This window comes from Paraburkholderia sp. FW306-02-B (assembly GCF_058782725.1).
The window spans coordinates 4,324,425-4,351,052 of sequence record NZ_JBYSXZ010000001.1; the positions used below are offsets into that span (position 1 = coordinate 4,324,425).

Sequence of the window (26,628 nt, forward strand, 5' to 3'; positions counted from 1 at the left end):
TTGCGGTGCACCAAACCGCTTGATCACAAGGAGAACCTGACCATGAACATGCTTACACCCCGTGCCGCTGAGCCGATCGTTGCAGACGATCGCCCGTTGCAGCCAGCTGGTCGCGTGCCTGCTCTGGTTCGGGAACTCACCGCCGTCGACCGCGAACGGCTACTCACCCACTTCCTCGCACTCGACGAAGACGATCGCTTGCTGCGCTTCGGTCAGATCGTGCCGGACCACGTCATCGAAAACTACGTCCGCGCAATCGATTTCACGCGCGACACCGTCTTCGGCGTGTTCAACGGTCAGTTGCAACTGACCGGCGTCGGCCATCTGGCTTACCTGCCGGCCGAAGGCGATAAGCGCACGGCCGAGTTCGGCGTGTCTGTGCTGGAAAGTGTGCGCGGTCAAGGTATCGGCTCCAAGCTCTTCGAGCGCGCCGCCATCCGCAGCCGCAATACGCATGTCACCACGCTCTATATGCACTGCCTGTCGCGCAATTCGACCATGATGCACATCGCGAAGAAGGCCGGCATGAAGATCGAATACGCGTACGGTGAAGCCGACGCCTATCTGACGCTGCCGCCGGCGGATCAATCGAGCATCATCGCGGAAATGCTGCAGGAGCAAGCTGCGGTGTTCGACTACGCGCTCAAGCGTCAGGCACGTCAGACATCGAAGCTTTTCGAATCGTTTATGCCGGCAGCAGCCGCAGCGTAAGCGGCCTACTTCGGGCGGAAATGACAAAGAGGGCGGTCAAGGCCGCCCTCTTTGTTTTCCTGCCGCGCGTGGCGCCCGGCACTTACAAAATCGGCAGCGCCGTCGTCTCCTTGAACTTTTCGAGCGAAAAGCTCGTCTTCACATCGATTACAGATGGATGGTGCAGCAACTGGTCCTGCACGAAACGTGAAAAGTGCGCCATATCCTCAACCTGCACACGCAGCAGGTAATCCATGTCGCCAGTCATCGCGTGACATGCGACCACTTCCGGCCACGTCTGCACCGCTGCGCGGAACAGATCGGCATGCGTGGCGTCGCCGCGCGGACTGAGCGCCGGACCGCGGCGCTTTTCCAGCCGCACATTGACGTAGGCGAGCAGATCGAGCCCAAGCTTTTGTGCGTCAAGCAGCGCGACATAACCGCGAATTACCCCGCTCTCCTCCAGCCTGCGGATACGCCGCAAACATGGGCTAGGCGACAGGTTGACACGCTCCGCGATCTCCTGATTCGACAACCGGCCATTCTCCTGAAGGATCGCCAGAATACGCCGGTCGATAGCGTCTATCTCTATATTGGCCATTTTCTGCTGTCCACGTGAAAAATTGAGCTAGAAAATAGCGCCAGCGTATCGGCATGCGATTAAGTTCGCAAGTTTTCGCCGCGGGTCCGCCTTTACACTTGCGTCATTCAGTCGCGTCATGTGCGCCCTGCCCCTTAGCTTTGCATGGGACCAGAGTAAGCGCTAAAGCGCTAACTCTGGTCGACACAGGAGACAGACAATGCAGGTTTCAACTTGGGACAACCCGGTCGGTACCGACGGCTTCGAATTCATCGAATACACCGCGCCAGATCCGAAGGCGCTCGGCAAGCTGTTCGAACAAATGGGCTTCACGGCCGTCGCGCGGCATCGTCATAAAGATGTGACGCTGTATCGCCAAGGCGAAATCAACTTCATCGTCAACGCAGAACCGGATTCATTCGCGCAACGTTTCACGCGCCTGCATGGCCCGTCGATCTGCGCGATTGCCTTCCGTGTGCAGGACGCCGCAAAGGCCTACAAGCTGGCCCTGGAAAAAGGCGCCTGGGGCTTCGACAACAAAACCGGTCCGATGGAACTGAACATCCCGGCGATCAAGGGCATCGGCGACTCGCTGATCTATTTCGTCGACCGCTGGCGCGGCAAGAACGGCGCTGAGTCGAACAGCATCGGCAACATCGACATTTACGACGTCGACTTCGAGCCGATTGCGGGCGCGAACCCGAACCCGGTCGGCCATGGCCTCACCTACATCGACCATCTGACGCACAACGTCCACCGCGGCCGCATGCAGGAATGGGCGGAGTTCTACGAGCGTTTGTTCAACTTCCGCGAAGTGCGTTACTTCGACATTGAAGGCAAGGTGACGGGCGTGAAGTCGAAGGCGATGACCTCGCCGTGCGGCAAGATCCGCATTCCGATCAACGAAGAAGGGTCGGACACGGCCGGCCAGATCCAGGAATACCTCGACGCGTATCACGGTGAAGGTATCCAGCACATCGCGCTCGGTAGCAACGACATCTATCGTACGGTGGACGGCTTGCGCGCGGCGAACATCTCGCTGCTCGACACGATCGACACGTACTATGAACTGGTCGACCGCCGCGTGCCGAATCACGGCGAGCCGCTCGACGAATTGCGCAAGCGCAAGATCCTGATCGACGGCGCACCGGATGACCTGCTGCTGCAGATCTTCACCGAAAACCAGATCGGCCCGATCTTCTTCGAGATCATCCAGCGCAAGGGCAACCAGGGCTTTGGCGAGGGCAACTTCAAGGCGTTGTTCGAATCGATCGAACTGGATCAGATCCGCCGCGGCGTGGTGCAGGACAAGGTTTAACGTCCCTGTAGCAAGGCGGGTCTGCTGAAATAAAAAGGGCGAAGATCGCAAGATCTTCGCCCTTTGTCGTTTGCGCCGTTGTCCGCAGCCAGACAACGGCCGGATTTTCAACCGACACATCGCATCAGCGACGCATCACGAATTCTGCTCTTCCTCGTCGGCCTTCGTGGATGGTGTTACCCGCCCCACCGCCATGCGTGCCGGCGCGACTTGAGCTGTGCGGGTGACTGCGTTCGACGACAGCGTCCCTGCGCTGCCCGAGCGCACCGGTGCGCTCATTGCGAAGAATGCGGCCGAGACCATCAGGAACGTCTGGATATTTCTCGTGTTCATGCGTACTCCTTTTCTGACTGCCCTGCTGCCGTGAAGCTCCACCGAATGCGGAGCGTTGCGCGGACATTGCTCACAGGTGGGGGATTAGACAGACATTTCAACCTCGGTTCCGCAGTTTTGAAGATTTTACAGCTTGTTACAGCGGCGAGACCCACGCAGCCGGCGGTGAAGGCAATCCGGCGCAACGCCTCGCAAAGCGCGCTGCGGCGCCGCATTTTTGCCCCAAAGCGGCGGGTTTTCACCAGTGCTACCATCGCTTAAAACACGTCAATATGGCGACCCCGGCCTTACGCATTCACAAGATGCGGCGGTCAAAAAAAGTTTTGGCGATCCCAAACTCGGTGGAGGAGTACACATAATGAATGCCCCGCTAGACGCAGGTCAGCGAGCCTCGCTCGAAGCCGCGTTGTCTTCCGTCACGCTCGACGACAAATACACCCTCGAACGCGGCCGCGCCTATATGAGCGGCATCCAGGCGCTGGTGCGTCTGCCGATGCTGCAGCAGGAACGCGACCGGACTGCGGGACTCAATACCGCCGGCTTCATCTCCGGTTATCGCGGATCGCCGCTCGGCGGACTCGACCAGTCGTTGTGGAAGGCACAAAAGCATCTCGCCGCACACCAGGTCGTGTTCCAGCCCGGCGTCAACGAAGACCTGGCGGCGACCGCCGTGTGGGGCTCGCAGCAGGTCAATCTGTACCCGAGCGCCAAGTACGATGGCGTGTTCTCGATGTGGTACGGCAAAGGCCCGGGCGTCGACCGCAGCGGCGACGTTTTCAAGCACGGCAACTCGGCCGGCTCCTCGCCGCACGGCGGCGTTCTCGTACTGGCAGGCGACGACCACGCGGCCAAATCCTCGACGCTCGCGCACCAGTCCGAACACATCTTCAAGGCTTGCGGTCTGCCGGTGCTGTTCCCGTCGAACGTGCAGGAATATCTCGACTTCGGCCTGCACGGCTGGGCGATGAGCCGCTATTCCGGCTTGTGGGTCGCGATGAAGTGCGTGACCGACGTGGTCGAATCGTCGGCCTCGGTCGATATCGATCCGCACCGCACGAAAATCATTCTGCCGGACGACTTCGCGATGCCCGCGGGCGGCCTCAACATCCGTTGGCCGGATCCGCCGCTGGTCCAGGAAGCACGTCTTCTCGACTACAAATGGTACGCGGCGCTCGCCTACGTGCGCGCGAACAAACTGGATCGCGTCGAAATCGATTCGCCGAATGCGCGCTTCGGCATCATGACGGGCGGCAAGGCCTATCTCGACGTACGTCAGGCGCTGACCGATCTTGGTCTCGACGACGACACCTGTTCGCGTATCGGCGTCCGTCTATACAAGGTCGGTTGCGTATGGCCGCTCGAAGCGCAAGGCGCGCACGCCTTCGCACGCGGCCTCGACGAAATTCTGGTGGTCGAAGAGAAGCGCCAGATTCTCGAGTACGCGATCAAGGAAGAGCTGTACAACTGGCCGGACGCGCAACGTCCGCGGGTGTTCGGCAAGTTCGACGAAAAAGACGGCGCGGGCGGCGAATGGTCGGTGCCGATGGGCAACTGGCTGCTGCCGGCGCATTACGAGTTGTCGCCCGCGATCATCGCCAAGGCGATCGCCACGCGGCTCGACAAATTCGACCTGCCGTCCGACGTGCGCGCTCGCATCGCCACGCGTATCGCCGTGATCGAAGCGAAGGAAAAAGCATTGGCGCGGCCGCGCGTCGAAGCCGAGCGCAAGCCGTGGTTCTGCTCGGGTTGCCCACACAACACGTCGACCAATGTGCCGGAAGGCTCACGCGCGATGGCCGGCATCGGCTGTCACTATATGACCGTGTGGATGGACCGCAGCACCAGCACCTTCAGCCAGATGGGCGGCGAAGGCGTCGCGTGGATCGGCCAGGCGCCGTTCACCAACGACAAGCATGTGTTCGCCAACCTCGGCGACGGCACCTACTTCCACTCGGGCCTGCTGGCCATTCGCGCGGCAATCGCGTCGAAAGCGAACATCACCTACAAGATTCTCTATAACGACGCGGTCGCCATGACGGGCGGCCAGCCGGTCGACGGCGTGCTGACCGTGCCGCAAATCACGCATCAACTTGCCGCCGAAGGCGCGACGAAGATCGTGATCGTCACGGACGAACCGGAGAAGTACAGCGCGAACGTCGGCCTCGCCCCGGGCACCGACATCCATCATCGCGACAAACTCGATGAGGTGCAGCGCCAGCTTCGCGAGATTTCCGGCACGACGATCCTGATCTACGACCAGACCTGCGCGACTGAAAAGCGCCGTCGCAGGAAACGCGGCACGTATCCGGATCCGGCGCGCCGCGTCGTGATCAACGAGGCCGTGTGCGAAGGCTGCGGCGATTGCTCGGTGAAGTCGAATTGCCTGTCGGTCGAGCCGCTCGATACCGAGTTCGGCACCAAGCGCCAGATCAATCAGTCGACCTGCAACAAAGACTTCTCGTGCGTGAACGGGTTTTGCCCGAGCTTTGTGTCGGTGGAAGGCGGGCAACTGCGTAAGCCGAAGGCAGCCTCAGGCATTGTCGGCGATGCGATGCCACCGGTGCCGGAACCCCAACTGCCGTCTATCGCACGTCCTTACGGGGTACTGGTGACGGGCGTCGGCGGCACCGGCGTCGTGACGATCGGCGCGCTGCTCGGTATGGCCGCGCATCTCGAGAATAAGGGCGTCACGGTACTCGACGTCACCGGCCTCGCGCAAAAAGGCGGCGCCGTGATGAGCCACGTGCAGATCGCCAACCAGCCAGCCGACATCCACGCGACACGCATCGCGATGGGCGAAGCCAGTCTCGTGATCGGCTGCGATGCAATCGTCACCGCTAGCGACGAATGCGTCTCGCGGATGCAGGTGGGCCGCACGCGCGTCGTGCTGAATAGCGCACACACGCCGACGGCCGAGCTCATCAAGAACCCGAACTGGCGCTTCCCGGGCAGCAGCACGGAAGCAGATGTGCGCGCCGGCGCCGGCGACGAGGGTGTCGATACGGTCGACGCGAATCACTTCGCCGTCGCGCTGCTCGGCGACGCAATCTATACGAACCCCTTCGTGCTCGGTTACGCATGGCAACGCGGCTGGGTACCGCTGACGTATCAGTCGCTGATGCGCGCGATCGAACTGAACAACGTGCAGGTCGAGAAAAATCGTGCGGCGTTCGAATGGGGCCGTCGCGCCGCGCACGATCTGGCTGCCGTGCGCAAGCTCGCGCAGTCGCAAGGACGCGGCGACGCCGCGGAAACGGCGAGCAGCAAGATCGTCTCGCTGCACACGCCGAAGGCGCTCGACACGCTGATCGACAAGCGCGCCGACTACCTCGCCGCATGGCAAAACGCCGCGTACGCGGACCGTTATCGCGCACTGGTGTCGCAAGTGCGGGTGGCGGAATCGGCGCTCGATTCGATCGACGGCCAGTTGCCGTTGACTGAAGCCGTCGCGAAGAATCTGCATAAGCTGATGGCGTACAAGGACGAGTATGAAGTCGCGCGTCTGTACAGCGATCCGGCGTTCATCGAAAAACTGAAGGCGAATTTCGAAGGCGACTGGAAGCTGCACATCCACCTCGCGCCGCCAACGTTCTCGAAGAAGGATGCTCAAGGCCACCTGGTGAAGAAGAAGTACGGCCCGTGGGTGTTCAACGCAATGCACTTGCTGGCCAGGCTCAAGTTCCTGCGCGGCACGGCGCTCGACCCGTTCGGCAAGACGGAGGAACGTCGCACCGAACGCGCGCTGATTGTCGAATACGAGGCACTGGTGCGCGAGCTGATCGGCGGCCTGACGGCGACGAAGCGGGAACTGGCAATCGAACTGGCGAATCTGCCGGACGGCATCCGCGGCTATGGCCACATTAAGGAAAACAACCTGAAGGGCGTGCGGGTCAAGTGGAACGAGTTGCTGACGCGTTGGCGCTCGCCGGAAGCAGGAAAGACTCAGCACGCGGCGTGATCCCGCTGACTTAATCGGCTTGCATGAGTCTGAAATAAAAAAACGCCACGGAATCCGCTTCCGTGGCGCTCTTGCAGGCTTGCTGCGAACGCCGCGATGCGGCGCCGCCTCGACCGTCAACCCATCCGCATTACTGTGCGTTCACCCGCTTACGCGCATTAGCCGAAGCCACTGCCGTCATGTTGATGATGCGCCGCACGGTCGCAGCCGGCGTCAGGACGTGCACTGGCTTTTCCGCGCCCAGCAGGAACGGACCAACCGTCACGCCTTCGCCACCGACCATCTTCAGCAGGTTGTACGCGATGTTCGCCGCTTCGACGTTCGGCATGATCAGCAGGTTAGCTTCGCCGGTCAGCGTCGTGCCCGGGAACGCGGCCTTGCGGACCACTTCCGACAACGCAGCATCGCCGTGCATTTCACCGTCGATCTCGAGCGAAGGCGCACGTTCGGTGATCAGCTTGCGTGCCGCCGTCATGCGTTGCGACGACGCAGACGGCGCGCTGCCGAAGTTCGAATTCGACAGCAACGCGACCTTCGGCGTGATGCCGAACTTCTCGATCTCGCGCGATGCCAACATTGTCATGTCGGCGAGCTGTTCGGCGGTCGGCGTTTCATTCACGTACGTGTCGCAGATGAACAGGTTGCGGCCCGGCAGCATCAGCAGATTCATCGCGGCGAAGTTCTCCACGTTTTCCGCCTTACCCAGCACTTGCTCGATGAACTTCAGGTGCGTGTGGTACTGGCCGATCATCCCGCAGATCATGCCGTCCGCTTCGCCGAGACGCACCAGGATTGCGCCGATCAGCGTGTTGAACTTGCGCATCGCGGCCTTCGCGACGTCCGGCGTCACGCCTTCGCGCGCGCCGAGTTCGTGGTATGCCTGCCAGCATTGCTGATAGCGCGGATCGTCTTCCGGATCGACGACCTCGAAATCTTCGCCACACTTGAGCTTCGAGCCCATCTTCTTCAGACGCATCGCGATCACCGACGGACGGCCGACCAGAATCGGCTTGGCGATCTTTTCCAGCAGCACGAATTGCGCGGCGCGCAGCACGCGCTCGTCTTCACCTTCGGCGAACACGATGCGCCCCGGCTCCGACTTCGCCGCGGCGAACACCGGACGCATCACCATGCCGGTGCGGTACACGGTCGTGCCGAGTTCTTCACGGTACGCGTCCATGTCCTTGATCGGACGGGTCGCGACGCCCGAGTCCATCGCGGCTTGCGCGACAGCCGGCGCGATCTTGATGATCAGGCGCGGATCGAACGGCTTCGGAATCAGGTATTCAGGACCGAATTCGAGCGAGTGACCTTCGTAAGCCTTGGCGACTTCATCGCCCTGATCGGTTTCTTCGGCCAGCTCTGCAATGGCGCGCACGCACGCGAGCTTCATTTCTTCGGTGATCGTGGTCGCGCCGACATCCAGCGCGCCGCGGAAGATGAAGGGGAAGCACAGCACGTTGTTGACCTGGTTCGGGTAATCCGAACGGCCAGTCGCGATGATGCAGTCCGGGCGCACTTTCTTCGCGTCTTCCGGGCGGATTTCCGGTTCCGGATTCGCCAGCGCGAGAATCAGCGGCTGCGTGCCCATTTCGGCGACCATTTCCGGCTTCAACACGCCGGCGCTCGAGCAGCCGAGGAACACGTCGGCGCCGCGGATCGCGTCAGCCAGCGAGCGCGCTTCGGTGTTCGCCGCGTAGCGTTCCTTCGACGGATCGAGGTTGCCGCGGCCTTCGTAGATGACGCCCTTCGAATCCGCGACGAGCACGTTCTTCTTCGACAGGCCGAGGTTGACCAGCAGATCCAGACACGCGATCGCCGCAGCGCCCGCGCCCGAACACACCAGTTTCACTTCGTCGAGCTTCTTGCCGACCACTTTCAGGCCGTTCAGGATCGCCGCCGAAGCGATGATCGCGGTGCCGTGCTGATCGTCGTGGAAGACTGGAATCTTCATGCGCTCACGCAGCTTCTTCTCGATGTAGAAGCATTCCGGCGCCTTGATGTCTTCGAGGTTGATGCCGCCCAAAGTCGGCTCGAGCATGGCGATCGCTTCAACCAGCTTGTCCGGATCGGATTCGCTGAGTTCGATGTCGAACACGTCGATGCCGGCAAACTTCTTGAAGAGACAGCCCTTGCCTTCCATCACCGGCTTCGCGGCGAGCGGACCGATGTTGCCGAGGCCCAGCACGGCTGTGCCGTTCGTGATCACGCCGACGAGGTTGCCGCGCGAGGTGTACTTCTGCGCGTCGAGCGGTTCTTCGTAAATCGCCATACAGGCCGCGGCGACGCCCGGCGAGTACGCGAGCGACAGGTCGAGCTGGTTCGACAGCGGCTTGGTGGGCGTGACCGAAATCTTGCCGGGTTTCGGATTCTGGTGGTATGCGAGAGCGCTTTGCTTAAGTTGTTCGTCCATTTTTTGGCCTGCGAGACGTAAGAAATTGGGCCCGGCACACTGCACCGTAGGCGTCGCTTGCGTCTATCGAATAGATAATCGACTGCGGCGGTTTTCACATGCGCCGGTTGGGCGCGGCGTCGAACCTCGGCGGAGGACAAGACGGTGCGGAGTGCTACGCGGGTCGGTTAGTGTACACCCCGAATGCGTCGATGCACTGAGTGGTTAACGCGGCTCACCATCGGCGAAACAGGGCGCCGCCATGCTGCAGCGCCGCATCCAGCGGGCGTTTTGCTCGCTGCCGCGCGCGTGTCATTCGAGCGCGGCGCCGCGTCGTTCGGGGATCAGAAACAGCGTAGCGAAGATGTCGAGCAGATAGATCGACGCGAGCAACACGAGCGCTGCGCCGAACGAATAGCGTGCCGCCAACGCGCCCACGACGACCGGACCGAAGCCGCCTACCGCCCGTCCGACGTTGAACAGCACGTTCTGCGCGGTGGCGCGTGCATCGGTCGGATAAAGCTCGGAGATCAGCGCGCCATAGCCGCCGATCATCCCGTTGACGAACACGCCCATTGCCGCGCCGCCGATCAACAACGCCATCGGCGTCGTCAGATGGGCGTAGACGAACACCATCACGACGGCGCCCGCCTGGTAGACCAGGAAGGTCGGCTTGCGACCGAAGCGGTCGGCGGCGATGCCGAACAGCCAGATGCCGCACGCCATGCCGAGAACCGTCGCGGAAGTCCACAGTCCGGACTTCGTCAGCGAATAGCCGAAGGTCGTCGACAAATAGCTCGGAAGCCAGATCATCAGACCGTAATAGCCGAAGTTCTGCACCGAACAAAGAATCGCCACGCCGATGCTGGCGCGCGTCGTGCGTGCATCCGTCACCAGCAGTTTCAGCGGCAGCTTGCGCATCCCGCGCGCCACGCGCTCGGCGAACAGCGCCGGTTCCTCGACCCGCCGCCGCACAAAAAACGACACCACCGCCGGCAGCAAACCGAGCGCGAACATGCCGCGCCAGCCGATCACCGGCAACAGCAGCGGCGTCAGCAACGCGGCCGCCAGCACCCCGAGTTGCCAACCGAGCCCGACATACGACGACACGCGCGCCCGCTGCGAAGCCGGCCACGCTTCGGCCACCAGCGTCATACCGATACCGAACTCACCGCCGAGGCCAACCCCGGCAATCGTCCTGTAGGCAAGCAAGTCGGCGTAGCCTTGCGCCACGGCGCACAAGCCGGTGAACACGGCGAAGATCAGGATCGTCCACGTGAGCATGCGCACGCGGCCGAAATAGTCGCTCAATACGCCGAAGATCAGCCCGCCGGCCACGGCGCCGATCAGCGTCCACGTGACTAGCGAGCCGGCCTGCGCGGACGACAGATGCAGATCGGCGGCAATCACCGGCAGCATGAAACCGAGGATCAGCAAATCGAAGCCGTCCATCGCGTAACCGAGCACCGAGGCGATCAACGCGCGGCCGGCGTAGCCACTTTTGACGGGTGCACGGGTGTCGGTAGCAGAAGATGCGGCTGTCATTGAAAGCGTTCCGTAGGCCATAGGGGCGGCATCGACGCACGGCCGCCCGGGAAATTCGCGTGAGTGTAAAGGCGGGCCTGGCCGCTCACAAGCAAGCCAAAAAGCGAGCAGCGAAGCGAGCCCAACAGAAGCTTGAAAGGCTCGTTCAGCGAGACCGTTATGACCGCCATTCGCCGTCGGCACGCACGACGGCCTCCTCGGCAGGGCCCAATTCGGGTAAAATGTCGGGCTACGCGCGCAGCAAACACCGGCCCGCACTCCACTGACCGGTTGCGTATTCCGCCCGGCATTTCGGTCACAACGGCGCGGCATACGCCGCTTGCTGCGCCACCGGGCTCCGCGCCCGCCTTCCCCCGCTCACACCCAAGGATCCGCCCATGACAGGCTTCGATCGCCAGACGATCTCCGACACCACCGCCAAGATGCTGCTGGAAGTGCAAGCAGTGCACTTCAACGCGGAGAAACCGTACATTTTTACGTCCGGCTGGGCGAGCCCGGTTTATATCGACTGCCGCAAGCTGATCTCGTATCCGCGTGTGCGCCGCGGTCTGATGGAAATGGCCGAAGCCACCATCCTGCGCGACGTCGGCTATGAGCAGATCGACGCGGTCGCCGGTGGCGAAACCGCCGGCATCCCGTTCGCGGCATGGCTCTCCGACCGCCTGATGGTGCCGATGCAATACGTGCGCAAGAAGCCGAAGGGTTTCGGCCGCAACGCGCAGATCGAAGGTTTGCTGACCGAAGGCCAACGCGTGCTGCTGGTCGAAGACCTGACCACCGACAGCCGCAGCAAGATCAACTTCATCAACGCGCTGCGCACCGCCGGCGCCACGGTTAACCACTGCTTCGTGCTGTTCCACTACAACATCTTCAAGGAAAGCGTGTCGGTGCTGAAAGACATCGACGTCGATCTGCACGCGCTTGCCACGTGGTGGGACGTCCTGCGCGTCGCCAAGCAAGCGGGTTACTTCGACACCAAGACGCTCGACGAAGTGGAAAAATTCCTCCACGCACCGGCCGAATGGTCGGCGGCGCACGGCGGCGCAACCTCGACGCCGCAGTAAGCTGCAGCGTAGCCGCTCGACGCGGATGGAATAAAAAAGGCCGCCTGTCGGAAAGACAGGCGGCCTTTTTTCATCGGCCTCGCCCCGCGGGACTAAAGCACAGCAGCAGCTAGGACGCGCCGCCAGTACCATCCACCGAGTGTGACGACAGATTCAGCAAGCCGTTGCTCTGCGCATACTGGAACAACTCCGAATCGCGATCGATGCCGAGCTTGCGCATCGCCGTGTTCTTCTGCGTGCTGATCGTCTTGATGCTGCGATTGAGCTGCGCCGAGATTTCCTTGATCGTCATGCCGGATACGAACAGGCGCACCACCTCGAGTTCACGCCTCGACAGCATGACCTCGTCGCTCTTGCCGCCGGCGTTCATGCGCAGCGTATCGAGCGCCGCCTTGACCGACGGGCTCATGTATTCGAGGTTACGGCTGACGTGCTGCACTGCGAGCCCGATATGGCTCAGATCGTCCGATTTGTTGACGACCGAGGTCACGCCGAGTTCGCTCAGCCGCTTGAGCAACGCGGCGTTCTCCAGCATCGTCAGCACGACGATGGGAAGGTTGGGGAAATTGCGGCGCAAATAGCCGATCAATGGCAGACCGTCGCCGTATTGGCCACCTGGCATCGCCAGATCCGTCACGAGCACGTCGCAGGCAACCGTCTGCAGCACCTTCACCAACTCGGTCGACTGGCGCGCACGCGCGACCACCTGCATCCCTGAAATCTTGAGCAAAGCTTGTTCGGCGGCGAACAGAATCACCGGATGGTCATCGGCCACCACGACCCTGACTAGATCAGGCATTGCTTTCCCCTCGACTGATAAACCACTCTCCCAAACTTCCGCCATGCCTTTCTATTCTGTGTATTCGAACTATTCGGGTGCGCTGTCTTTTGTCCACGCAGACAATTTCCTCCGACTATAGCCGATTTCCCCCAAACCAAGCCCGCGAACTGGGTACCCAACGATCAACGGGGGCTAATGTTAGACTTGATTCGACCTTGGGGCAAAAAATAGGGACAATAATGATTGCGAGGACGACCGCCTCGCGCCCTGACAGGAGAACCGGCACATGCGCTCGCGTTGCCTGGTTGTTTCGCTTGCTTCGCCCCACCGCCGTCTACCGTCCTTCACCTGCGCGATGCTGAGTCTCGCGCTAGTGGCGGCGCATGGCCCTCACGCGCTCGCCGAAGGCGCATTCGCGCTCACCAGTGCCAGCTTCCGTGCGGGCGGCACGGTGGATACCGCGCAGGTTTTCAATCAGGACGACTGCAAAGGCGGCAACCGCTCGCCTCAATTGACGTGGCACGACGCGCCAACCGGCACGCGCAGCTTCGCGGTCACGATATTCGATGGGGATGCGCCCGGCCGCGGCTGGTGGCATTGGGCGGTGGCGGGCATTCCCGCCACCGTCGACCGCTTGCCTGAAAACGCCAGTTCGTCCGGCTTCCTAAAAAAACTCGGCGCGGTCGAAGCGCGCAACGACTTCGACATCGACGGTTACGGCGGCCCTTGCCCGCCACCCGGCAAGCCACATCGCTATGTGATCACCGTTTATGCGCTGAGCACCGCCGACCTGCGGCTCGCGCAAGGGCGCCCCGCGCTGATGTTCGATCACGAGATCGGCACCGCGACGCTCGGCAGTGCGCGGATGGTGGTCAATTACGGGCGGTAGCGCCGGCCGTCCTCATGCTCGAGTTCACGGATCGTCGAGCCGGTGCGCGAATGGGCGCACGGCTTGCATCGGATTGCCACCCGAGCGGAAATTCTGTCATCCGCGCACGCTAATGTGCAGCAGACCGGTGTACGCGATGCTTGCCGATGTCGCGCCGACGCATGCGCGCACCTTTGCCGTGCTTGACCCATTCCCTTTTTCACCTTGCCGGAGAGTGCCATGTCGAAGATCGTCATCGTTTATCACAGCGGTTACGGCCACACGAAGAAAGTCGCCGAGGCCGTGCTGGCGGGCACCGTCGAAGCCGGCGCGGACGGCCGGCTGATGCCGGTCGGAGAAATCGACGACGCAGGCTGGGCCGAGCTGGCTGCAGCCGACGCGATCATCTTCGGCGCGCCGACCTACATGGGCGGCCCTTCCGCCGATTTCAAGAAATTCGCCGACGCCAGCTCGAAACCGTGGTTCGGCCAGACATGGAAGGACAAAATCGCCGCTGGCTTCACCAACTCGGCGACCATGAACGGCGACAAGTTCTCGACCATCCAGTATTTCGTCACACTCGCCATGCAACACAGCATGATCTGGGCAGGTACCGGCATGATGCCGTCGAACACCAAGGCCGCGACCCGCAACGATCTGAACTATGTGGGCGGATTCACCGGTCTGCTGGCGCAATCGCCGGCGGATGCTTCGCCGGAAGAAGCGCCGCCCGCGGGCGATCTGGAAACGGCGCGGATGTTCGGTGCCCGCATCGCCGGGGTCACGGCACGGTGGATTGCTGCCCGTTAGCTGGCAGCCCGCTAGCGCGTCAGCTCGAGCCGCTTGCGTCCCGAAGCCGCGGCGCCTGCGGGGCGGGCCTTTGCCGCAGGCGCCGCGCGCTTTGACAGGCGCGCGGTGCGCCCCCGCACACTCCGCCCGACAATCTGCTCAGAACCCACGGTCAACGGCTTGCATCTGCCGCATAACCGGTCACTCCGATGTCATGTTTGGCGCGCATCGTCGTTTTTTCACCCCGTTTTGCACGGCCGCCGCCATCAGGTCTTAAAATAACGTTCCGGCGCGGTGCCGCGCCCCATTTCCAGCAAGCAAGTCAGTGAGATCGAGATGAGCACGAAAGTTTTTGTCGACGGACAGGAAGGCACGACCGGCCTGAAGATTTTCGAATACCTGTCGCAACGCGCCGACGTGGAGATCCTGCGCATCGAAGAAGCGAAGCGCAAGGACCTCGACGAGCGCCGTCGTCTCATCAACGCCTCGGACGTCACGTTCCTGTGCCTGCCGGACGTCGCCTCGCGCGAATCCGCCTCGCTGGTGGACAACGATCGCACCGTGCTGATCGATGCCAGCACGGCGTTCCGTACTTCCGCCGACTGGGCTTACGGTCTGCCCGAACTGGCTCGCTCGCAACGCGAACGTCTGCGCACCGCGAAACGCATCGCCGTGCCGGGCTGCCACGCGTCGGCCTTCGTGCTGGCAATGCGTCCGCTCGTCGAAGCGGGCGTCGTGGCGCCGGACTTCGCCGCGCACGCATACTCGATCACCGGCTACAGCGGCGGCGGAAAAAAGATGATTGCCGACTACGAGGCAGGCGGTGACAACAAGCTCAAAAGCCCACGTCCCTATGCGCTCGGTCTCACGCACAAGCATCTGCCGGAAATGGCGGCGCATACCGGCCTGAAGTCGGCACCGGTGTTCACGCCGATCGTCGGCGACTTTTACAAGGGTCTGGCGGTCACCACTTTCTTCTCGCCGAATCAGCTGGCCAAGCACGCAACGCCGCAAGACGTGCAGGCACTGTTCGCCGAATACTACGCGGGCGAGGCGTTCGTGCACGTTGCCCCGTTCGATGCGGACGCAAACCTCGACAGCGGCTTCTTCGACGTGCAGGCGAACAACGACACCAACCGCGTCGACCTGTTCGCGTTCGGCAACGCAGAGCGCTTCGTGACCGTCGCGCGTCTGGACAACCTGGGTAAAGGCGCATCGGGCGCGGCGATCCAGTGTATGAACCTCGCGATCGGCGCCGCTGAGGAAAGCGGATTGAAACGCTAATACGTCCGCGATCCTGACGGCATCGACCGTCAATCCACAGAAAAGCCGGTTTGCAAAGACCGGCTTTTCTGTTTTAAAAACCCGCGCATCAAATCTATCTTTCGCAGTTAATCGGTAGTAGCCCGCATTACTTCAAAAATAAAAATCGGACTGCTCATCATCGGCCGGTAAATCATTCCCGTAATTGACCCGTACAGCATAGTTTTCCGCCTGGGGAAACACCTGATTTTTTCGCGAACGGTCGTTCGAACATGATAGAGCCTTTTTGCTGTGACGCTTGCCTGGTAAGCGTGTGCGGCGAAGCAACGGTACCGCAGCAGCAGCGAAATTTCCTTTTTTGTTTAAAAGGACCGCCAGCGTCCACCCTGCATGCGTCCCGCAAAAAATGCGCTGTTTGAATCAGTCTTTTTAGACGGTTCTTTCAATTGACAGGCATTAACAGCGCAGCGAAATTACTTCGCACAATTACATGAAGGGAGACAGCAGCATGTCGGACGCCATTAATCGAGGCTTGGCAATGGCCATTGCCACGGTCCCATTTCTCATCGCTTGCGGCGGCGGCAAAGCGGACAATCCTGGCCCGATCAATTCGGCGCAATGCTCGGGTTCGAGCTGCGGCGTCCAGGGTCCGCCGGCCCAGGGCGCGGGCGCTGCCCCGCTGTGTCCGGCCAATGCCGACATTGTCAAGACCACGTTCCTCGGTGGCGCAGGCAGCGGCGAAGTGGTGCAGTTGAACATCGACGCCACCGCGATGACCTACACGCTGAAGTGGCTCAAATCGCCGATCCCGTTGACCAGCGCCGACGTCACGGTGACGCGTGAAGGCACGCAGATCACCGGCGCGGTGATCCATCCGCCGACCGGCATGCTGCCGACCGCGGAACAAACACGTTGCGCGTTCATCCTCGGCAAAGGCACCGGCACCGCGGCCGCCGACGGCACGACTTACACGACGCCGGACTTCGTCAACAATCCGAACCCACCGATGATCCTGGTCGGCCTGGGCGTAGCCGGCGGCGGCATTCCAGGCGCGACGGTCGAGTACGCCGGGCTGACCATTGCTCCGTTGCCGGGCCTGCAGAACATCGGTGCCGTGCCCAAGCGGCATTTCGACTTCTATCCGTTCCTCGGTTTTGCCAGCACGACAACGGACCTCACCAAGCTGGCGGGCACCTACAACGGCCTGCTCTACCACATCGTGCCCTCGGGTTCTTACGCGGCAACGGCCACCAACACGGTTGAAACCTTCGACGCAAGCGGCAACTGCACCGGCTCCAATCCGGCAAACGCCGCCTTCAATCCGAGTACGAGCGGATGCCTGTCGACCGGTACGGCGTGGACCGTCAACAGCAGCGGCTATTTCGACAGTCAGCAGGCGCCGCAGATCGGTGCGCAACTGAAGCTGCCGCCGTTTAATCAGCCGAGCGGCAAGTCGGCTCAGGCACACATGATTCTCGGCCAGATCAACGGCGCAACCGTGCCGCTGGTCATCCGCACCGGCTCGGTCAACCTCGGCACTCCGCCGTTGCATCTCGACGCCAAGGTCGACGACGAATCCGGCATCGCCATGCTCGCTGCAGCCACACCGCTCGCATCTGGCGGCTTCGACGGCGGCTATGTCGGCGCGGATTCGAACTTCAAGTACACCGCAACGTTGATTCAGGGCGGCGTCGGCACCTTCATCAATCCGACCACTTCCACGGCGGAAGACGGCTTCGGTTTGGGCTACAGCCTGCCGAGCCCGGGGCTGGTCGGTGTGCAGGACAAGAACGGCAAGACCGGTTTCGCGATTGCCTCCGGCGGCCTGTATGCGATCGCCATTCAGGACACGATGAATGGTGGCGTAGCACCGACTTCGCAGCTCAACAGCACCGCCTCCAGCGCGCCGTACTTCGGCGTCGGAGCACAGATCAGCAAATAAGGGACAGCTAAACAGTAGTTCGCAGTACGAGAAATAAATAGAGCAAAAGGTGGCTGGACTGGGAGCCGGCCACACACAACGAGAAAATTCAGGAGGCAGTATGAAATGGAAATTCCTTTCGGTGCTTGCTCTTGCGGCACCGTTGCTGGGGGCGTGCGGTGGTGGTGGTGGCGGCGGCGATGGACCGGTGACTGAAGTTCGTTTGTGTCCCGCTGCGCTCGATTACGGCACGGTGTTTACGGGCGGCGGCGGTGACGGCGAACTGGTCAAGCTGCAGCTCGATACGACCAGGATGACCTGGCAGGTCAACTACATCGAATCGCCGATTCCGGCGACCACCGGCACCGTTGTACCGACGCGTGCGGGCCAGAGCGCGAGCGGCACGCTGACTCAGGAAACCCTGCTGCCGACGAACAAGCTCAATCAGTGCGCGTTCCGTCTGAACGGCGCGAGCCTCGACCCGAATCGTCCGGCGCGTATTTTCGTCGGCGAAGGCGTGGCGGGCGGCACGATTCCGGGCGCGGAAATTTCGTTCGGCGGCATCCTCGGCGTGGGCGCGGTGCCCGATACCAAGTTCCCGTACTACCCGTTCATTGGCTTCTCGTCGATTGAAACGAACCTCGCGAACGTGGTCGGCACCTACAACCAGCTCGGCTATCACCAGGTTCCGTCGCAGAACTTCGCGCCGGTCGCGGTCGATTCGAAGATCACCATCAACGCGGACGGCACGTGGAGCGAATGCGACAACTCCGGCGTCAACGCGGGCAAATGCCAGCAGCCGGGCACGAACTTCGTGCAGTCGCCCGACGGCAGCGGCGCGTTCGAAACCGACAAGTTCCTGGGCCAGGCAAAGCCGACGCTCGCCACTACGCCGAAAGCCAGGGGCTACATGATCGTCGGCAAGCTGCGCAACCAGCTGGTGCCGATCCTGGTTCGCGCCGGCGCGGCGAACTCGTCGGTCACCGTGCCGCAAAACGGCGAACTCGGACCGTATGCGGATGACGAATCGGGCATCTCGATTCTGGCGCCGCAAAGCTCGATCGCGGTGAACTCGCAAAACGGTGAGTACATCGGCGTGGATAGCCAGTTCAACTATCGCACCACCGCTCTGGAAGGCACGCAGGCGACGCTGCTCGATCCGTTCAACGCGTCGCAGGCATCGCTCGCGACGGCGCTGAATCTGGACTTCACGCAAGCCGTACCGGGTGTGGTGACGACGACGCAAGTGGGCGCTTCGACTGGCACCACACCGACCGGAAAGATGATCTTCACGGGCGGCGTGTTCGGCTACCTCGATCTGACCAACGCGGCTTCGCCGTACTTCACGATCGGCGCCTTCGTCCAGTAACGGGCAAAGCCACGCGTCGGCGACACGCACCGAGGCGTTCGCGTCCCGGCTGCTGCGTACAGCATCAACGCGGCAGCCGGTGCTCACAGAGCACAGCGTATTCAGCGCAACGGCCGGGTAACCGGGCCGCCGCCGCGCGTCTTGCGAGGCGCGCGCTTCCGGAGGAGGAACAACATGAAAAAAATCTATCTCGCGGTACTGGCCGCTTGCCTGTCCGCCAGTGCCCACGCGCAACATGCGGGCGACAACGTCGCCGTGCTCGGCTGGTTCCACGTGATGCCGCAGGATTCGAGCACGCCGCTCACCACCAACGTCGCGCCGACGCCGATCAACACGCCGCTGCGTCTGCCGAGCTCCTTCACGTCGTCCGGCACGGGGTTGTCGACCAATAGCGCCAATACGGTCGGCCTCGTGTTCAGCCATTACCTCACCGATCACATTGCGGTATCGACGGTGGCGGGCGTGCCGCCGGTCTTCAAGATCTACGGGCACGGCACCATCAAGCCGCCTGGACCGGCAGGCGCGCTCGGCCAGCAGAATCTCGGCGATCCGCAGGCCAATCCGATCGTAAAGAACGTGCGCCAGTGGAGCCCGGCGCTGCTGTTCCAGTACTACTTCAATGCGCCGACCGCGAAGTTCAGGCCGTTCGTCGGTATCGGCGTGTCCTACAACTGGTTCTCCGATATCCAGTTGAGCCCGAACTTCGTGACCTCGACGCAGAACAACCTCGGCGCGGTGCTGGCAGCGGGCGCTGGCAAGCCAGGGCAGACGCAGGTGTCGGCAAAGGCTTCGTCGTCATGGCAGCCGGTGTTCAATGCGGGTCTGTCGTACAACATCACCGATCACTGGGGCATGGTGGCCTCGGTCACGTACATCCCGCTGAAGACGACCTCGTCGGTCATCATCAAGGCGGCGGACGGCACGGAACTGAGTGTCTCCAAGGCGGAGCTGAAAGCCGATCCGATCATTTCGTTCCTGGCCGTCTCGTACAAGTTCTAAGTTCCAGGTTCGACGCAAACGCCGACGCGAAAAAAGCCGGCGGCCCGTTCACGGGGCCAGCCGGCTTTGTCGTTTCTGGTTCTGGGAGAAACGCGAAATTCAGGGCAAAAAAAAGCCCGCCTAAGCTGGCGGGCTGAATCCATATCAGAGGAGACATGGAGGAGACAAGACGAACTATAGCAAATGGTTTGGTGCGGCGCAACATTAGAATTAGGGTTGACCCTCAGCGTTGCTTATACGCAACGTTTTACCGGCCGAATTCGCGCCGGCACCCTGTATGCGCCTAGTGGCGCACCAGCGCCATCATCGCGCCGAAGCCGACAAACACACCGCCCGTCAGACGATTGAACATCTTCGCGACGCTGCGGCTCTTCAATTTCGCGCCGATCCGCGTGCCGAAGCCGGCATACACGAGATACCAGCTCACCTCGATCGTCGCGAACGTGGCAACGAGTACGCCGAACTGCAGCAGTTTTGGCTGCGCGGCGTCGATGAATTGCGGCAGCAGCGCAGCGGCGAACAGGATGGCTTTCGGGTTGCTGCCAGCCACCAGGAAGCCATTGCGAAACAGCGCGATGCGCGAACGCACGGGTTTTGCGGCCAGCTCGTCGGCAACGCCCGCGGCGGCTTCGTCGGCCGGTGCGCGCCATGCCTTGATGCCCAGATAGACGAGGTACGCCGCGCCGATCATGCGCAGCGCGTTGAACATCGCCGGCCATGCTTCGAGAAACACGCCAAGGCCCGCCGCCGACACTGCCAGCATCAGCACCAGCGCCGACAGGCAGCCGGCCATGGTCGCACTGCAGCGGCGCAGGCCGTGCTGGGCGCCGTGCGTCATGACCAGCAGCATGTTCGGACCGGGAATCGCGGAAACGACGAAGACGGTGGCGGCGAACAGCCACCAGGTATGCAGACTCATATGGATCGGCGCGGGAAGCGCGGGAAAGAGGATCGGGCGGCTATTATGCCCGCCCACGCGGATCCACGGCACCGCAGTGCTGCCGCTTCGCAGCGGGAAGCCCACGGCGGCTCAGCGCCCGGGTACGAAGCCTGCGACGCCTCGCGGGCGCGCCTTTGCGCTACGCCCGCACGCAGATGCTCAGCGCCCTGCCCGCCGCGCCGCCACCTCGCCCAGCACCGCGAAATCTTTCTCGCCGTCGCCATGAGCCACTGCTTCCAGCAGGCTGTCGCGCACGACGCTTGCGATCGGCAGCGGGGTCGTCACCGCGTCGGCGGCTGCCAGCGCAAGGCGCACGTCCTTCAGCCCGAGGCGCGCCTTGAACAGCGCCGGCTCGTAGCGCTGCTCGGCGATCATCTTGCCGTAGCCCTGATAGACCGGCCCCGGGAAAAGGCCGCTCGTGATCACATCGAGGAAATCCTGCATGGCGAGGCCGTGGCCGGTCACCAGCGTGGCCGCCTCGCCGAGCGTCTCGACGGCCGCGGCCAGCATGAAGTTCGCCGCCAGCTTCATCACGTTCGCCTGCTGCGGCAGTGAACCGATGCGCCACGTTTTCTGGCCGATGGCGTCGAAAATCGGCTGCACGCGGTCAATCGCCTCAGCCGGACCGCCGGCGACGATCGTCAGCTTGCCCGCCGCCGCGACGTCCGGCCGTCCCATCACCGGCGCGGCGACATAGTTGACGCCGCGCGACGCGTGCGCCGTCGCCAGTTCCTCGGCCAGCGCCACCGAGATCGTTGCCATGTTCACGTGGATCAACCCGCGCGGAGCGTGTTCCAGCAGCGACGCAGTGATGACTTCGCGCAGCGCGGCATCGTCGGCGAGCATCGAGAACACGGCGTCGCCAGCAAACGCTTCGGCCGCCGTCGCGACGATCCGCGCGCCTGCGTCGACGAGCGGCTGCGCGCGATCCGGCGAGCGATTCCACACACGCACCTGATGTCCGGCTTTCAAAATGTTTGCAACCATTGCGGCGCCCATCTCGCCGAGACCGATAAAACCGATGTCCATCTGTCGCTCCATCTTCTAAAGGACTGGAAGTAAAGCACACCCACGCTACACGTGCAGGACAGCGCGCATTGAAACACGGTGCGATACTGATGCGATGGTCACCGCGACTTTCCGCTTCTATGAGGAGCTGAACGATTTTCTCGCCCGGCCGCTGCGTCGGCGCGCGTTTAGTTGCGCCTGCGCGCGCGGCGCCACCGCGAAGCACATGATCGAGGCGCTCGGCGTACCGCATACCGAAGTCGAGCTGATTCTGGTGAACGGAGAATCGGTCGGTTTCAATCACCCGCTGTCAGACGGCGACCGCATTGCCGTTTATCCCAAGTTTGAAGCGCTCGACATCCAGCCGCTCTTACGCGTGCGCGAACGGCCGCTGCGCGTCATGCGCTTCATCGCCGACGCGCATCTGGGCGGTCTCGCTCCGCTGTTGCGGCTGGCAGGCTTCGATACGCTCTACGACAACCATTATCCCGACGCCGATATCGAAGCGCTCGCCGTCGAACAACAGCGCATCGTTTTGACACGCGACCGTGAGTTATTAAAACGGCGCACCATCACGCACGGCTGCTACGTGCGTACCTTGCGGCCCCGCGAGCAATTGCGCGAAGTGTTCGAACGGCTCGATCTGGCCGGCAGCGCGCAGCCGTTTCGTTTGTGCCTGATGTGCAATGCGCCGCTGCGGCGTATCGCCAAAGAAGATGTCGCCGGCCGCGCGCCTGAAGGCGTGCTGGAACGGCATACGCAATTCGTCACTTGCGACGTCTGCCGGCGCGTGTTCTGGGAAGGCACGCACTGGCAAAGAATGCGCGCCTTGATGGACAGCGTGGCCGGTACGCAGAGCCGGTCCGCTTACCCCCCGTCTGAGCAGCGAGCGCCGCCGCTCGCGTAACGCGCGGCGCGATACGTAGGCGCGATGCGTACAATGCGGGATTACTTATCTGGCAGAGGCCTTCCGTATGGCGATGAAAAAAACCGACCTTGAAAAGAACAAGGCACTCAAACTGAACAACGCAATGAAGCTGTCGACCGCCGACCGCTTCGGCAAAGCCGCCGCTGCCGAGCCGAAGCTCGACCGCCGCGAGCAGCGCAAGCTCGATCAGGCACAGGGCCTGGTCGCGTTTGCCTGCAAGCTGAACGGCGAACTGGTCGCTGAACTGAAAGAGCGGGCTGCCACGCATCCGGAAGGCATGAGCGGACTGCTGAACGAGGTCATCAAGCGCGGCCTCGCTGGCTAAGCGCTGTCGAGCGCGCCGTTGCAGCGTTTTGTCCGCATCACGGCCGGCAAACCGCTGCTCAGATACAAAAAGGCCAGAGCATGAGCTCTGGCCTTTTTGCTGGCGACGCTGAACCGGAACCGCCCTGCACTGGCCGACTAGCGGCGCACAGACGCGAACCGGAGAGACTCGCCCGACGAACCCAAGCGTCAGCTTAGTTCGCCGTGCCCTTGTCGTTCGTGCCAGCTGCCGAAGCTGCTGCCGAAACCGGAGCGCGCTTGCCGTGCGTCTTCAGCTTCTTGATGTGATGCTTCGTGGCGCTAGCCGGTGCTGCCATGGCCGGAGCAGCGTCAGAAGCTTGTGCGAAAGCTTGAACCGAAACCAGCGCGATCGATGCGGCTGCGAGCGAGGCGATAACTTTTTTCATGTGTTGTTCCCCAAACCTGGACGACTGAGTCAATGTGAATGAAATAGCTGCACGGTGAAGCAGACATGGCTTGAGGCGCCTTCCCGCTCCCCGCGGGAGAGTATTACGCAGTGTAGGCGGTTTGTCATGCCCAAAACTCGATATGTATTTTCCGGGAGACACGTTGCTTTCGCGATGCTTTCACTCATTAAGCACGCCGTATTAGGGCAATTACCTAGATTGTCGCTTTAGACCAGATTACGCAGCAGGCTGGCGGTTTCCTGCAAGGTCGGCAGCACCCGGTGCAGCGCGGCGTTCGCCGACTCCTGGCCGATCGGCATGCTGACACTGATCGCCGCCACTACCGAGCCGTGCCGGTCACGCAGCGGCACCGCGACGCCGCGCATCCCCAACTCCAGTTGCTGGTCGGTAACGACATAGCCATTGCGGCGGATTTCGCCGAGCACCTCGCGTAACTTCTCGATGGTGGAATACGTGTGCGGCGTGAATACCTTGATCGGATACGAGGCGAGCCACTGCTCGATGTCCTCCGGCGCGCGAAACGCCAGCAGAACCAGGCCCGCCGACGACAACGGCGCGGGCGCCCGCGAGCCGAGCACAAAGCCGACCGCCATCGCCCGGTTCACGCCATTGCGCGCGACGTAGACCACGTCATGTTCGTCGAGAATCGCGACCAGCGCGGTTTCCTGCACGGTCGCCGTAATGCGCTGCAGGAACGGCTGCACGGTGCGCGGCAAACGCGCCGAATCCAGATAGGACTGACCGAGCCGCAGCACTCGCGGTGCCAGCCAGAACAACTTGCCATCGGTATCCACGTAGCCGAGTTCGCGCAGCGTCAACAGATAGCGGCGCGCCGCCGTGCGCGACAGCGCGGCGCGCGAGGCTACCATGGTCGGGGTCATGCGCGTGTGCTCTTCGTCGAATGCTTCGATGATCGCAAGCGCCTTCGCGGCGCCGGCGATCCAGTCTTTCTCATCCATTGTGCTTGCCTGAAAATCGGTCGGCCAGGCGGCGCAGTCGTCCCGTGAGCCGCATGGCCGTTGCGCGATTATCGCGCAGCAGCCGCCCGGCGTGGGATTCGACGTCGGCTCATTTGAAGTCCCAACGCATCTGTTCGACGATGCCTACGCTACGCGACGTCCGCACGCATTCGCTGACGTAGTCCGTGAACGGCAGCGGCGCGAAACCGATTTCGTCGCGCAGACGCGCGATTGTCGAAGGTGTAGTCCAGTTCCGCGAAACCGGCGTACAAACGCAACGCGTGTTCGATCAGGCGGCCGCTGCCGCAACGGTCGCGGCCGACCACCTCGCGCGCGATCCTGCCGAAGTCGCGCACACGGCACATCGAATAGCGGCGACCCGAGGTGCCGGTGGCTTCGTCCATTGCGCTGATGATCTGGCCGACGGTCGGCGCGTCGGAACCGGCCGACACGTGATAGGTATCGAAGGCCAGCGACGGCTTCACTGCCAGCAGCGCGAGCGCACGCGCGCAGTCGTCGGCGGACACGACGTCGATGCGGTTCATCGCCCGCGCCGTGCAGCGCCGCGCGCCGTGCACCACGCGAAACACCCAGAACAGGCTCGCCGAAGGCAACGTGCCGAGCACCGTATGACCGACCACGATCGATGGCCGTACCACCACCAGCGGCAAGCGCGGATACGTCGTGCGCAACAGCCGTTCGACTTCGCGCTTGCTTTGCGTGTACGGCACGAGGTGCTGCGTTTCGCCATAGCCGAACGGCGACTCGTGCACGTTCGCGCCGCATTGCATGCCGCACGCCATGGCCGTGCTCACGTGCAAAAAGCGCCGCAGTGTTTTGCTGTCGGCAAAGCGCGACGCGAAGCGTAAGGTGTCGCGCACATTCGTGTCGATCAGGACTTTTCATTGGGATGGAAGCCGCAGTCCAGGGACGCCGCCTCGCCGCGTCTGTCCTGAAGTTGGGGGAATGTGTGCGCAATTGTGTTCAAGTGTTCACGAGTGTCTACGGCGTATCGGGCACGTGCGCGCACGGATAGAATCGGCGCCTGATAGTGGAGACCGACATGAACGAAGCCCCCTCAAAACCAGCGTGCCGCTGATCGAGGATGACGATCGCCTTGCGCAGTTCAGATGATGCTGGTCGGCCGCTTCGCGTCGCGGCACGATCCGCTGATGTTGGCGCTCGTGCAGTTCGTGACTTGCGGGCTCGCGTGTCTGCTGGTCGGGCTCGCGATCGAGCCGATCAATCTCGCGGTAATCGTGCGCGCCGCGCCGACGATTCTTTATGGCGGTGCGTTGTCGGTCGGCGTCGCTTATACGATCCAGGTGATCGCGCAGAAGCATGCGGCGCCCTCGCATGCCGCGGTGATCTTCAGCATGGAAGGTGTGTTCGCCGCGCTGGCGGGATGGCTCGTGCTCGGCGAGACGCTATCGGCGCGGGCGCTGTTCGGATGCGCGCTCATGCTGGCGGGTTTGATCGTGTGTCAGGTGATGCCGGCGTGGCGTCGCGGAGGCGAGCGGCTGCCTCAAGCTTCCTGAGTCATCCATCCTGAGCGCGTAGCCAGTCGCCCCATTCCACGCCGAAGCGAAAGTGGTGTGCCTGAAGGGATAGGAATAGCGATAGCGCGCGGATCGTTCTCCGCGCGCTTCGACGCTAAGCCGCGCGCGGCTGGGTGAAAATTTTTGGGGTGTCCGCGGTGGGTGGAAAAACGCACCAGCAGCCGTCGTCGTGACGAAAGAAAAACAAACCACGCGAGCCGGTTTCCAATGACGCCTCGACGCGTACATAACGCCTGCCACCCAGACGGGTACGGCTGAATTCGGTAACGTGAACCGGACTCGACGGTCCGGGCGCCAGCCATTTCTCGACAAGGAAACGCAGCGATTGTTCGCTCGCGGATCTCATGATTCGCCCCGGGCCGGTTTGTCGTGACGCGATTCGCGCGCGGCCTCGGTGCTTTCGTCACTCTCGCCGGCTGCGTCCGCGTCGTGTTCCGTGGATGCGAGGGCGATGGCCCGGTTGGTTGCCGCCGCCCGCAGCGTGCTGCAATGAGCGGCATGTCTGATATCCGAAAGAAGACGGACTAGCTGTCGTGCTGTTCTGCGTTTCATCGCACACCCCCGCACTGCACCAATAACTTCAGAAAACACTTTAACTTTATGCCTGGATCG

The 26,628-nt window shown here is 62.4% G+C and carries 23 protein-coding genes and 1 pseudogene; 13 read left to right on the plus strand and 11 right to left on the minus strand.

The genetic code is table 11. The annotated features are described in order from the left end of the window. Positions 1-42: 42 nt before the first annotated feature. Positions 43-711: a GNAT family N-acetyltransferase gene (locus tag AC3WOG_RS19455; protein ID WP_492579433.1), complete on the plus strand. Its 669-nt coding sequence runs from the start codon at positions 43-45 to the stop codon at positions 709-711. 82 nt (positions 712-793) lie between these two features. On the opposite strand, the gene AC3WOG_RS19460 is transcribed toward AC3WOG_RS19455, so the two are convergent. Next, a complete protein-coding gene (locus tag AC3WOG_RS19460; protein WP_341314082.1) occupies positions 794-1,291 on the minus strand; it encodes an Lrp/AsnC family transcriptional regulator in 498 nt (165 codons plus the stop codon). 199 nt (positions 1,292-1,490) lie between these two features. On the opposite strand from AC3WOG_RS19460, the gene hppD reads away from it, so the two are divergent. After that, complete coding sequence (gene hppD / locus AC3WOG_RS19465; protein WP_492579434.1) at positions 1,491-2,588, plus strand: 4-hydroxyphenylpyruvate dioxygenase; 1,098 nt, start codon at positions 1,491-1,493, stop codon at positions 2,586-2,588. A 135-nt stretch (positions 2,589-2,723) separates the two neighbouring features. Here hppD and AC3WOG_RS19470 read toward each other — a convergent pair whose 3' ends face one another. Continuing rightward, complete coding sequence (locus AC3WOG_RS19470; protein ID WP_492579435.1) at positions 2,724-2,921, minus strand: hypothetical protein; 198 nt, start codon at positions 2,919-2,921, stop codon at positions 2,724-2,726. A 358-nt stretch (positions 2,922-3,279) separates the two neighbouring features. Between AC3WOG_RS19470 and AC3WOG_RS19475 the strand changes: the two genes are divergently transcribed. Then, a complete protein-coding gene (locus AC3WOG_RS19475; protein ID WP_492579436.1) occupies positions 3,280-6,879 on the plus strand; it encodes an indolepyruvate ferredoxin oxidoreductase family protein in 3,600 nt (1,199 codons plus the stop codon). A 130-nt stretch (positions 6,880-7,009) separates the two neighbouring features. Here the strand turns inward: AC3WOG_RS19475 and AC3WOG_RS19480 are convergent, their stop codons facing one another. Both AC3WOG_RS19480 and AC3WOG_RS19485 read right to left on the minus strand, forming a co-directional pair. After that, positions 7,010-9,292, minus strand: a complete 2,283-nt coding sequence (locus AC3WOG_RS19480; protein WP_492579437.1) for an NADP-dependent malic enzyme — start codon at positions 9,290-9,292, stop codon at positions 7,010-7,012. 291 nt (positions 9,293-9,583) lie between these two features. Continuing rightward, complete coding sequence (locus tag AC3WOG_RS19485) at positions 9,584-10,816, minus strand: MFS transporter (RefSeq protein WP_492579438.1); 1,233 nt, start codon at positions 10,814-10,816, stop codon at positions 9,584-9,586. Between the two features lie 377 nt (positions 10,817-11,193). On the opposite strand from AC3WOG_RS19485, the gene AC3WOG_RS19490 reads away from it, so the two are divergent. Further along, the gene (locus tag AC3WOG_RS19490; protein WP_341314076.1) at positions 11,194-11,880 is read left to right on the plus strand and encodes an orotate phosphoribosyltransferase; all 687 of its coding nucleotides are present in this window, start codon (positions 11,194-11,196) and stop codon (positions 11,878-11,880) included. 109 nt (positions 11,881-11,989) lie between these two features. Here AC3WOG_RS19490 and AC3WOG_RS19495 read toward each other — a convergent pair whose 3' ends face one another. Then, positions 11,990-12,679, minus strand: coding sequence for a response regulator (locus AC3WOG_RS19495; protein ID WP_492579439.1), 690 nt, complete (start codon positions 12,677-12,679; stop codon positions 11,990-11,992). A gap of 268 nt (positions 12,680-12,947) precedes the next feature. On the opposite strand from AC3WOG_RS19495, the gene AC3WOG_RS19500 reads away from it, so the two are divergent. The 6 genes from AC3WOG_RS19500 to AC3WOG_RS19525 all read left to right on the plus strand — a co-directional run bounded on the left by AC3WOG_RS19500 (position 12,948) and on the right by AC3WOG_RS19525 (position 19,870). Continuing rightward, on the plus strand, positions 12,948-13,550 hold the full coding sequence (locus AC3WOG_RS19500; protein ID WP_492579440.1) for a YbhB/YbcL family Raf kinase inhibitor-like protein: 603 nt from the start codon (positions 12,948-12,950) through the stop codon (positions 13,548-13,550). Between the two features lie 219 nt (positions 13,551-13,769). Then, positions 13,770-14,339, plus strand: coding sequence for a flavodoxin family protein (locus AC3WOG_RS19505; RefSeq protein WP_341314073.1), 570 nt, complete (start codon positions 13,770-13,772; stop codon positions 14,337-14,339). Positions 14,340-14,654: 315 nt separating this feature from the next. Next, a complete protein-coding gene (gene argC, locus AC3WOG_RS19510) occupies positions 14,655-15,602 on the plus strand; it encodes an N-acetyl-gamma-glutamyl-phosphate reductase (protein ID WP_492579441.1) in 948 nt (315 codons plus the stop codon). 487 nt (positions 15,603-16,089) lie between these two features. After that, positions 16,090-17,523, plus strand: a complete 1,434-nt coding sequence (locus AC3WOG_RS19515) for a DUF2957 domain-containing protein (protein WP_492579442.1) — start codon at positions 16,090-16,092, stop codon at positions 17,521-17,523. A 100-nt stretch (positions 17,524-17,623) separates the two neighbouring features. Next, positions 17,624-18,871, plus strand: a complete 1,248-nt coding sequence (locus AC3WOG_RS19520) for a DUF2957 domain-containing protein (protein ID WP_492579443.1) — start codon at positions 17,624-17,626, stop codon at positions 18,869-18,871. A gap of 174 nt (positions 18,872-19,045) precedes the next feature. Beyond that, entirely contained in the window at positions 19,046-19,870 is an 825-nt protein-coding gene (locus AC3WOG_RS19525) for an OmpW/AlkL family protein (RefSeq protein ID WP_492579444.1), read from the plus strand. Positions 19,871-20,153: 283 nt separating this feature from the next. Here the strand turns inward: AC3WOG_RS19525 and AC3WOG_RS19530 are convergent, their stop codons facing one another. Then, positions 20,154-20,789, minus strand: a complete 636-nt coding sequence (locus AC3WOG_RS19530) for a LysE family translocator (RefSeq protein ID WP_492579445.1) — start codon at positions 20,787-20,789, stop codon at positions 20,154-20,156. A 180-nt stretch (positions 20,790-20,969) separates the two neighbouring features. Then, positions 20,970-21,839: an NAD(P)-dependent oxidoreductase gene (locus AC3WOG_RS19535; RefSeq protein WP_492579446.1), complete on the minus strand. Its 870-nt coding sequence runs from the start codon at positions 21,837-21,839 to the stop codon at positions 20,970-20,972. Positions 21,840-21,933: 94 nt separating this feature from the next. Here AC3WOG_RS19535 and AC3WOG_RS19540 point away from each other — a divergent pair, with 94 nt between their 5' ends. Then, complete coding sequence (locus AC3WOG_RS19540) at positions 21,934-22,725, plus strand: Mut7-C RNAse domain-containing protein (protein WP_492579447.1); 792 nt, start codon at positions 21,934-21,936, stop codon at positions 22,723-22,725. Between the two features lie 67 nt (positions 22,726-22,792). Next, the gene (locus AC3WOG_RS19545; protein WP_434107582.1) at positions 22,793-23,071 is read left to right on the plus strand and encodes a hypothetical protein; all 279 of its coding nucleotides are present in this window, start codon (positions 22,793-22,795) and stop codon (positions 23,069-23,071) included. A gap of 193 nt (positions 23,072-23,264) precedes the next feature. Here AC3WOG_RS19545 and AC3WOG_RS19550 read toward each other — a convergent pair whose 3' ends face one another. The 3 genes from AC3WOG_RS19550 to AC3WOG_RS19560 all read right to left on the minus strand — a co-directional run bounded on the left by AC3WOG_RS19550 (position 23,265) and on the right by AC3WOG_RS19560 (position 25,338). Further along, entirely contained in the window at positions 23,265-23,477 is a 213-nt protein-coding gene (locus AC3WOG_RS19550; protein WP_492579448.1) for a hypothetical protein, read from the minus strand. A 227-nt stretch (positions 23,478-23,704) separates the two neighbouring features. Next, positions 23,705-24,457 (minus strand): IclR family transcriptional regulator domain-containing protein, encoded by a 753-nt coding sequence (locus AC3WOG_RS19555; protein ID WP_492579449.1) that lies wholly within the window; start codon positions 24,455-24,457, stop codon positions 23,705-23,707. Between the two features lie 149 nt (positions 24,458-24,606). Next, a complete protein-coding gene (locus AC3WOG_RS19560; RefSeq protein WP_492579450.1) occupies positions 24,607-25,338 on the minus strand; it encodes an SDR family oxidoreductase in 732 nt (243 codons plus the stop codon). A 240-nt stretch (positions 25,339-25,578) separates the two neighbouring features. On the opposite strand from AC3WOG_RS19560, the pseudogene AC3WOG_RS19565 reads away from it, so the two are divergent. Then, positions 25,579-25,995: pseudogene (locus AC3WOG_RS19565) on the plus strand (DMT family transporter); the annotation flags it as partial. A 115-nt stretch (positions 25,996-26,110) separates the two neighbouring features. Here AC3WOG_RS19565 and AC3WOG_RS19570 read toward each other — a convergent pair. Next, complete coding sequence (locus AC3WOG_RS19570) at positions 26,111-26,362, minus strand: hypothetical protein (RefSeq protein ID WP_492579451.1); 252 nt, start codon at positions 26,360-26,362, stop codon at positions 26,111-26,113. Between the last annotated feature and the right edge of the window lie 266 nt (positions 26,363-26,628).

Coding starts and splice junctions, on each gene's coding strand:
- AC3WOG_RS19455 (WP_492579433.1), top strand. CDS start 43: ATGAACATGCTTACACCCCGTGCCGCTGAGCCGATCGTTGCAGACGAT.
- AC3WOG_RS19460 (WP_341314082.1), bottom strand. CDS start 1,291: ATGGCCAATATAGAGATAGACGCTATCGACCGGCGTATTCTGGCGATC.
- hppD (WP_492579434.1), top strand. CDS start 1,491: ATGCAGGTTTCAACTTGGGACAACCCGGTCGGTACCGACGGCTTCGAA.
- AC3WOG_RS19470 (WP_492579435.1), bottom strand. CDS start 2,921: ATGAACACGAGAAATATCCAGACGTTCCTGATGGTCTCGGCCGCATTC.
- AC3WOG_RS19475 (WP_492579436.1), top strand. CDS start 3,280: ATGAATGCCCCGCTAGACGCAGGTCAGCGAGCCTCGCTCGAAGCCGCG.
- AC3WOG_RS19480 (WP_492579437.1), bottom strand. CDS start 9,292: ATGGACGAACAACTTAAGCAAAGCGCTCTCGCATACCACCAGAATCCG.
- AC3WOG_RS19485 (WP_492579438.1), bottom strand. CDS start 10,816: ATGACAGCCGCATCTTCTGCTACCGACACCCGTGCACCCGTCAAAAGT.
- AC3WOG_RS19490 (WP_341314076.1), top strand. CDS start 11,194: ATGACAGGCTTCGATCGCCAGACGATCTCCGACACCACCGCCAAGATG.
- AC3WOG_RS19495 (WP_492579439.1), bottom strand. CDS start 12,679: ATGCCTGATCTAGTCAGGGTCGTGGTGGCCGATGACCATCCGGTGATT.
- AC3WOG_RS19500 (WP_492579440.1), top strand. CDS start 12,948: ATGCGCTCGCGTTGCCTGGTTGTTTCGCTTGCTTCGCCCCACCGCCGT.
- AC3WOG_RS19505 (WP_341314073.1), top strand. CDS start 13,770: ATGTCGAAGATCGTCATCGTTTATCACAGCGGTTACGGCCACACGAAG.
- argC (WP_492579441.1), top strand. CDS start 14,655: ATGAGCACGAAAGTTTTTGTCGACGGACAGGAAGGCACGACCGGCCTG.
- AC3WOG_RS19515 (WP_492579442.1), top strand. CDS start 16,090: ATGTCGGACGCCATTAATCGAGGCTTGGCAATGGCCATTGCCACGGTC.
- AC3WOG_RS19520 (WP_492579443.1), top strand. CDS start 17,624: ATGAAATGGAAATTCCTTTCGGTGCTTGCTCTTGCGGCACCGTTGCTG.
- AC3WOG_RS19525 (WP_492579444.1), top strand. CDS start 19,046: ATGAAAAAAATCTATCTCGCGGTACTGGCCGCTTGCCTGTCCGCCAGT.
- AC3WOG_RS19530 (WP_492579445.1), bottom strand. CDS start 20,789: ATGAGTCTGCATACCTGGTGGCTGTTCGCCGCCACCGTCTTCGTCGTT.
- AC3WOG_RS19535 (WP_492579446.1), bottom strand. CDS start 21,839: ATGGACATCGGTTTTATCGGTCTCGGCGAGATGGGCGCCGCAATGGTT.
- AC3WOG_RS19540 (WP_492579447.1), top strand. CDS start 21,934: ATGGTCACCGCGACTTTCCGCTTCTATGAGGAGCTGAACGATTTTCTC.
- AC3WOG_RS19545 (WP_434107582.1), top strand. CDS start 22,793: ATGGCGATGAAAAAAACCGACCTTGAAAAGAACAAGGCACTCAAACTG.
- AC3WOG_RS19550 (WP_492579448.1), bottom strand. CDS start 23,477: ATGAAAAAAGTTATCGCCTCGCTCGCAGCCGCATCGATCGCGCTGGTT.
- AC3WOG_RS19555 (WP_492579449.1), bottom strand. CDS start 24,457: ATGGATGAGAAAGACTGGATCGCCGGCGCCGCGAAGGCGCTTGCGATC.
- AC3WOG_RS19570 (WP_492579451.1), bottom strand. CDS start 26,362: ATGAGATCCGCGAGCGAACAATCGCTGCGTTTCCTTGTCGAGAAATGG.